Below are 7,058 nucleotides of genomic sequence, written 5' to 3' on the forward strand. Positions count from 1 at the left end.
TTTATCTTAGGCTCTTGACCTGGTGTTATAGTGTTTGTTTTAGGTTCTCCACCTTCTAGTGTTGCATTAAACAAATAATCTTTATCCACTTTTAAAGGGTTTATCTGTTCTTCAAAAGCCTTTTGTCTATCCTTGCTATTTCTTAGTGATTCCATATCCAAATGAGCTTTTAATGCTATTTCATCCCTACATTTAACAGATTTAAAAGCATCACCTAACCAATAATTAAAGTCTTTTTCTTCAATTTCTTTTTTGTAAGTTTCTTCTAAAACTTTCTTATCAGTTTCATAAGTTGTTTTTAAGTTATCTACATCTTCTTTTGTCATACCTCCTTCAAACTTTTTAATAGTTTCATTAGCTGTATTAAGTTGTGTTTCAAGATTCACATAATCTTCTTGAGTAACTGTAGTCTCTTTTATTTTCTTTTCTATAGACTTTTGAAGAGAAGCTATATCAATCTTGTTATCCTCGATTTTTATTCCTTCTAGCAATTCTTTTAACCAATCCACTTTTAATATCTCCTTTCATTTTTTACACAATAAAAGCATCTACTTATTTTTAAGTACATGCTTAGTTATTTTTTACTTATATTTTCAATAGATTCTATTTCATTTTCATAAACTTCAATTCCATAACCATCCCTAGCTATTGATATACTTGCTATTTCTGGTTCATTATCTAAAGCTTGTGTATACCCATCACACTTTCCTCTTATTATTTGCTTATCTACACAAGTTATTTGAATATTTTTCCCTACATATTCCCATAATTTCACTTTATTTTCCCTCCTTATAAAGCTGGTACTATATGTGTTCCAGTTTTGGAATAATGTATCTTAAACTTATTTGTAAGAGTTTTTTCACCTGTAATATTATTAACATTGACCCCTATATTCTTATCAATTTCTATAAGTTCTTTTTTATCCCATTCTCCACTTCGATTAAATTTTATAATTCCATTACCAGCATGCCTGTTTATAAGTTCCTGAGCCTCTTCTTTTGTTATAGTTAAATAGCTTCTTCCTTCTATATAATTATTATGCCCTTTTAAATGTTTTCCTTGTTTCCCATCATGAATATTTAAATTATAGTTACCCTTTTTAATATCTTCTTTTATGCTATCTATTATAGCACTATTTTTTATTTCTGAGATATCATTGTTTTTAACATACTTCTCATACCACTCATTATACTTCATACTAGATGGTACATAATATGTTTTTCCATCTTTTCCTTTTGCTGCTCTGTAACCTTCTTCATCCTCAAACCAAGGAGCTGTTGTAGTCCTACAACGACAATGAAACGGTGGAGCTGTAACCCCGACTTGATAATCTTTCATATCAAATACTTTACCATCTAATTCTCTACATATATTTGAAGTTCTTAAATCTAGTGTAGCAACTATCTCATATTTCTCTACATCTAAATCATTAAAACAATCTTTTCTTGAAGCTGATGCAAAAAAAGCTGATTCAGTCATTATTAAATTCTTAGCTTGAGATTTAGATACATTAAACATCTTAGCAAAGTCATTTACTAGATTTTTAGGATTTTCACCTCTAATAATTGATTGCGTTAATTTAGTGTGTAACTCATTGATTAAAGCAGGCCTATGCTTACTCCAAATTCTTTCTGAAAAATTTAACCCATCACTGGTCCATGGCTTAGAAATAACTTTATTTATTCTGTTAGCATCAAGACTCATCAAACTCCATCCAACACCAACACCTTGTTGAATGTTAAAAGCTGTATGATTATATCCACTTGTATAAATATCTTTCATTAACCTATCAATGCTATCAAGTTCATTTCCATAAAGCACTTCCACTTGTTGTTGTATTTGCAGTTTTAAAGCTTCAAGCCTCGTTATATGAACCCTTGCACTAGCATTTTCTAACTCTTTCATCCACTTTTGATTAATAGCATTTTCTTTGCCATATTTAATATATTCCTCAACACTCCACTTAAACTCTTCTAGTTCTCTTGTATTTAACAGTTTCTTAGCTTCTAACAAAGAAATACCTTCATTTTCAGCAAATCTGTTATACCATGATAATATATCTTTTTCTATACTATTCATAGCTAATTTGTATTGCTTTCCCAATTCAAGATAATATTTTACACTTTTATTGTTTTGAACTTCTTCTGATTGTTCAAATCTTTTCCTCCAATAATCTTTATGTTTCATCTATAACACCCTCTTGATTATTAGTAGGAATTAAATCATCATATTCTTTTTGGGTTTCTTCCTGTTTTTTAAGTCTTTCAAGTTCGTCATTAACATCTTCAACCCAAGGATGATTACTAACAATAGTTTCATCTGATATAATTCCAGTTGATTTAGAAGCCATATCTATTTTTTCAGATTCATTTATTATCATAGAATGATTAAATGTTATTTGAACTGACTTATAATCATAGCTCTTACTACTACTTATCTTTAAATACTCACATACAAACCACAAAAGTTCTCTAATTGCTTTTTTAAACTTCTTTTCAGTCTTAGAACATTTTAAATCAAGTAGTGAATATAAAAATTTAAGTGCTACACCCGATTTATCACCTGTGTTTTGAGACTCCGGATTAACCCCTTGGCCAAAGATAATTATGTTCTTTTCTAATCTATCAAGAAGCTCCTTTTTAGCTTCGATTGGTATACTTATCTCTAGCTTGTCAACTCCTCCTCCATCATCAACTTTAATTGATTTATAATATCTTATATTATCTATAAACTCTTGTAGACTTGTTCCTGGATATTCTTTTAATACATAAATAAACTCTTGTATCTCATCTAAATTGTCTGCAAGTGTAGAAATGTTATTGTCATATATATCTATTAATGATTTATAGAAAGTTAAATCTGAGACACACTTTTCATTATTTTTAAAAGGTATAAAAGGTACTTTGCCCCATCCTTGCTCCTTGTTGTTTACTCTAAAATGACCCTCTTGTATTTCTGTCAATTTTCCATATTCATCATATAAAAGCTCTTGAACAAAATTATTACCTCTTTCAATAAAGTAAGTTACATCATTTTCTGTATAATATTCAATTCTTTTTATCTTGTTACCATCTATATCTTCAATGTAGTAGAATCTAATAAATGCAACTAACTCCTTTTGCCTTTTGCTGTCCCAAATAGGAATAGCTTCCTCAGCAGGTATTATTACATATTTAAACTCACCTTTTCTATTAATATATGGATGTAACCATTCAATCCCTTTATTACTAGCATTGAGGTAGAGTTCTGTTATTGTATCGTCAAATTCTTCCCCTAACATATCATTTAAAAGCTTAGTAAAATTGTCATCATCTGCATTAAATACTATTGGATTTCCAACACTATAGCCCACCTTTTGGTCAACTAAAAGCTTATGGTAGTTATTAATTGCCTTATTATTAACTTTAGTAAAATCATCAACCTTAGCTCCATCTAAAAAATAATATCTTCTCTTATTGTTTATATCAGTATTACCATAATAGTATTCTTCTCCTTGTTTGTATTTCTCTGGTCTATGCTTTAAAATATAATGCTCTATAACTTTTGCTAGATTAAAAGTACTCTCTTTTTTTAGTTGAGCTTTTATTAAATCTGTTTCACTTATATAAATATTCAACACCTCCTTTACTTCAAGAAGCTTATTCCATTATTTTTAAGTTTATTATCTATAGAATATCTAAGAGCAGCCATTGCATCATCCATAAATTCAACTGGTTCATCAAGATATAACCCTGTTCTTTCATCTTGTTTCCATTTCCATTGTTGTATTTCTTTTATTGTATTAGTGCAACTAGGATGTACATGTATTCTTAACTGTTTTAAATAATCTATTTGAGCTTTAACACTTCCAGATCCTTTTTTAACTCCTTTAGCTTTATATCCTGCACTTTTCCACATTTTAATTCTGTCAGGTTCGGCACTATCACAGTACATAAATAGATTCTTTTCTAAGCCTTTACTGTTTGCAATCTTTATTATCTCTGAGGTATCCATTTCATGCACATATATTTCACTACATATATATAGTTCACCATCCTTAAAACCAATTCTAAGAACTACATTTGCGTGATTAAAGCCAAAGTCTTGTGACAGTCTCATATTATCAAAGTATTCAAATTCTGTAGGAAATTCATGTATAACATAGTTTTTAAGTATTGCTCCACCAGTTTCTCCCCATTCTCCAAGCCCATAGACTTTGTATCCTTCAGGGTCTTGCTCTTTTCTCATTTGCATTCTTCTATAGTAAGCTTCATCAATGAATCTATTTTGTAAATAAGCGCTATGATGAGTGAATATATCATCATTTTTATAATCAAAATATTTTCTTTTTATCCAATGAGTGGCTGAAACTGGATTAAATGTAAATGTCATTTGATAGTATAAATTAGGGTTAGTTAAAATGCCTCTTAAACGGTCGTCTAGTATGTCTATATCACTTTCCATAAGTTCTGTAGCTTCTTCACACCATACCCATGTTAATTTACCTTTCGAGAAGTTAATTGATTTTAATTTTTCTCTTTGTTTTGCATCATTAACTCCTCTGAAAATTATAGAATTACCAGTAACCTTACTTTTGATTTCTAAAGGATTTAAAGTTGTTTTCCAATACTTATCAGCTTGTTTACCATAAATACGATTTATAGCTCCTGTAAGCTCTGCATATGTTGAATATTTATGTGTAGCTTCTGATTTTCTAACTACTAATAAGTTAGCTCCTTGGTACTTTTTATCACCTAGCTTTAGTATATAGTCTTGTGCTACATTAACAGACTTTCCACTACCTGCTGAACCTTTCATAGCTCTGTATCTTTTTTTAGTAAAGTTAGCTTCTCTAAAAGATGGATTAAATTTTATTCTAACTATCATTGCTATCACCATAATCTACACTTATTTTCAACTCATCATCTCCAATATCATCTTTATTTAGGTTAGCAACCTCACATTTTAACTTTTCAACTCTAGCTTTCTGCTCCTCTGTAGCTAAATTCCAATCCTTATGAATCATTTCATCATACTGCTTTATAAGGCTTCTTAACTCACTCATTGCCCTACTCTGTGCATTAAGAAAAGATGCTTGCCTATCCCATGCAAATTGAAATTCATACTCTATCTTCTCACCATTTTCTGTACTTTCATGTTTCTTAAGTTCCTTAATCATTTCTTCTTTATCTTTAACATACATTATCTTTTGTGCTCTTATTATTGCTGCATATTGAATGGTTATCTGTTCCCAAAGAATATCGAATTTATCTTTTATAGATATTTCTTGTATCAATTCCCTAGTTTCTTCGGGTAGATATTTTGAGAAGAAACCAAACTTTTCAGCATTCTTATTTCCAGGTGGACCAGTAGCATTTGTATTACCTATAGGAGCACCTCTCTTTTTGGTTGCAACTTTTTTTGGTTGGTTGCAACCTTTTTGTTTCCAGTATCTAGTTGCCCATGATTTTACAGTTGATAAACTTACATTATGCTTTTCAGCTATTTCCTTGTACTTGAGTCCTTTTAAGTAATCTTCATGGGCTAAATCTGCCTTTTCATTCATACCACCACCTCATTTTTGTCGTTTTGGGAATAAAAAAAGAACTCTGGTTAGAAGTTCTTTAGCTTATATAAAATCTATCATGACTTTTATCATAATCTTTTTCTCTTTTTTGTATATTTTTCATTATGTCTTTATTCTTTATAGAGTAATCATCATTAATATGTTTAAAAATATTTACTGAAAGATAGAAGAAAAAAATTGTTAAACTTATATATCCAATAAAACGCTTTATATCCTCAAAAGTCATAGTTTTGAACATAACAATCTTAGATATAAATAAATACCCTGATGCTAAAGCTCCATATGTATATAGAATACTCAGAAAAAATAGCAGCATTATAGATAGAAAATCAGTTATATCAGATATATTATCCATGACTTTGTATATATTTTTTCTTTTAGATGGATGTATTTCCCAATAATCTGCAACTAAAATTTTATGTAACAAACAAAAGTTATTTTCATCTACCAAGTAAAAAATATATTTAGGTATATAATAATCTTCTAGAGTGTACCTACTCTTTATATAATCAACTGCATTTATATTATCGTTATTTTTATATACATTAATATAAGGAACTAATAATTTATTAAAATAAGTATCTGTATGAGTTTCTATTATTTTTTGATTTTTACTAAAAAGTGTAATAAAAGTTGTTATAGTAGCTATTATTGTGCTTAAACAACTTAGAAATAAATTATCCTTCATTTTATCCCCTCCAAAGTATAAAATTCAACTTCAAAGGTCAATATCCTTCAACAATCGTTCGACAGTTACAAAATAATTCTAAATAATACTTTTATCTTATTACTTCCCAGTCATCTGCAAATATATCTCCAGTACTAGGAACCCACATAGAATGCGAACCATCACTATTTTTTATTTGTAGATACGGATTACATTTAAATAAATCCCCTTCTTTTAAATTCCATACCTCTGCTGTTTGCTTATTGCAAGGGATTCCATCTGGATAACCCTTTTGTCTAACTACAAACATCCCTTTTCCATTCCAACCTAATCTAAATGCTTTCTCTCCGTTTTTTATTAATGGTAATACTTCTTCAAATTTCATAATATTATTCTCCTTTTTTATTTAAATAAAGTGCTGTATCAAGCAAATTAGTAAAATACTTTCCACCATTTCTTTTAACCATATTACCAACTTCATTTAAAGATTTTAATTCTGATATAGTAAATTTTTTTCCATCTCTAATTGAGTCATATAAACAGAAAATAGTCTTGTGAGGTCTTTTTATAGAATCTTCTACTGCTTCTGCAATCGAATATACCCCAGTCATAAGTGGTGTTATTGTGTATAAACAATAGTCGCAAATTTTTCTTTGTTCTCTTTCCTTTTCCATACATTCTTCTGTCCAATTAGGTACAACTGGATTATAGTAATCAATTTCTAACAAACTAATCAATTCATCTCTCCAAGTGCTTTCATTACAAGTTCCTCCTAAAAATACTTTCATAATATCATTCTCCTTCTTAATTTATTGTATAAAAATA

At 29.2% G+C, this 7,058-nt stretch carries 9 protein-coding genes; all 9 read right to left on the minus strand.

The genetic code is table 11. The annotated features are described in order from the left end of the window. Positions 1-509, minus strand: a 509-nt coding sequence (locus Q3304_RS20315; protein WP_407815274.1) for a phage scaffolding protein, incomplete at its 3' end; no start/stop codon positions are given. A gap of 65 nt (positions 510-574) precedes the next feature. Further along, a complete protein-coding gene (locus tag Q3304_RS20320) occupies positions 575-775 on the minus strand; it encodes a hypothetical protein (protein ID WP_074092169.1) in 201 nt (66 codons plus the stop codon). Positions 776-789: 14 nt separating this feature from the next. After that, positions 790-2,187, minus strand: coding sequence for a polymorphic toxin type 50 domain-containing protein (locus Q3304_RS20325; protein ID WP_407815275.1), 1,398 nt, complete (start codon positions 2,185-2,187; stop codon positions 790-792). Next, complete coding sequence (locus Q3304_RS20330; RefSeq protein ID WP_407815276.1) at positions 2,177-3,619, minus strand: phage portal protein; 1,443 nt, start codon at positions 3,617-3,619, stop codon at positions 2,177-2,179. Before Q3304_RS20330 ends, Q3304_RS20325 begins: the two co-directional genes overlap by 11 nt. A gap of 5 nt (positions 3,620-3,624) precedes the next feature. Next, positions 3,625-4,878 carry a PBSX family phage terminase large subunit gene (locus tag Q3304_RS20335; RefSeq protein WP_407815477.1) on the minus strand — a complete coding sequence of 418 codons (1,254 nt, stop codon included), beginning with the start codon at positions 4,876-4,878 and terminating at the stop codon, positions 3,625-3,627. After that, complete coding sequence (gene terS, locus Q3304_RS20340; protein WP_407815319.1) at positions 4,856-5,545, minus strand: phage terminase small subunit; 690 nt, start codon at positions 5,543-5,545, stop codon at positions 4,856-4,858. The genes Q3304_RS20335 and terS overlap by 23 nt, the downstream gene beginning before the upstream one ends. Positions 5,546-5,603: 58 nt before the next feature. Further along, entirely contained in the window at positions 5,604-6,254 is a 651-nt protein-coding gene (locus Q3304_RS20345; RefSeq protein ID WP_407815318.1) for a hypothetical protein, read from the minus strand. Between the two features lie 91 nt (positions 6,255-6,345). Beyond that, positions 6,346-6,618 carry a DUF2829 domain-containing protein gene (locus Q3304_RS20350; protein ID WP_407815317.1) on the minus strand — a complete coding sequence of 91 codons (273 nt, stop codon included), beginning with the start codon at positions 6,616-6,618 and terminating at the stop codon, positions 6,346-6,348. A gap of 4 nt (positions 6,619-6,622) precedes the next feature. Next, positions 6,623-7,021, minus strand: coding sequence for a nucleoside 2-deoxyribosyltransferase domain-containing protein (locus Q3304_RS20355; RefSeq protein WP_407815316.1), 399 nt, complete (start codon positions 7,019-7,021; stop codon positions 6,623-6,625). Positions 7,022-7,058 lie beyond the last annotated feature (37 nt).

This window comes from Clostridioides sp. GD02377, from assembly GCF_045899875.1.
Classification (GTDB): Bacteria; Bacillota; Clostridia; order Peptostreptococcales; family Peptostreptococcaceae; genus Clostridioides; species Clostridioides difficile_A.

Excerpts from the sequence above, each read along its gene's own strand:
- Q3304_RS20325 (WP_407815275.1), bottom strand. The coding sequence starts at position 2,187 with ATGAAACATAAAGATTATTGGAGGAAAAGATTTGAACAATCAGAAGAA.
- Q3304_RS20335 (WP_407815477.1), bottom strand. The coding sequence starts at position 4,878 with ATGGTGATAGCAATGATAGTTAGAATAAAATTTAATCCATCTTTTAGA.
- terS (WP_407815319.1), bottom strand. The coding sequence starts at position 5,545 with ATGAATGAAAAGGCAGATTTAGCCCATGAAGATTACTTAAAAGGACTC.
- Q3304_RS20345 (WP_407815318.1), bottom strand. The coding sequence starts at position 6,254 with ATGAAGGATAATTTATTTCTAAGTTGTTTAAGCACAATAATAGCTACT.
- Q3304_RS20350 (WP_407815317.1), bottom strand. The coding sequence starts at position 6,618 with ATGAAATTTGAAGAAGTATTACCATTAATAAAAAACGGAGAGAAAGCA.
- Q3304_RS20355 (WP_407815316.1), bottom strand. The coding sequence starts at position 7,021 with ATGAAAGTATTTTTAGGAGGAACTTGTAATGAAAGCACTTGGAGAGAT.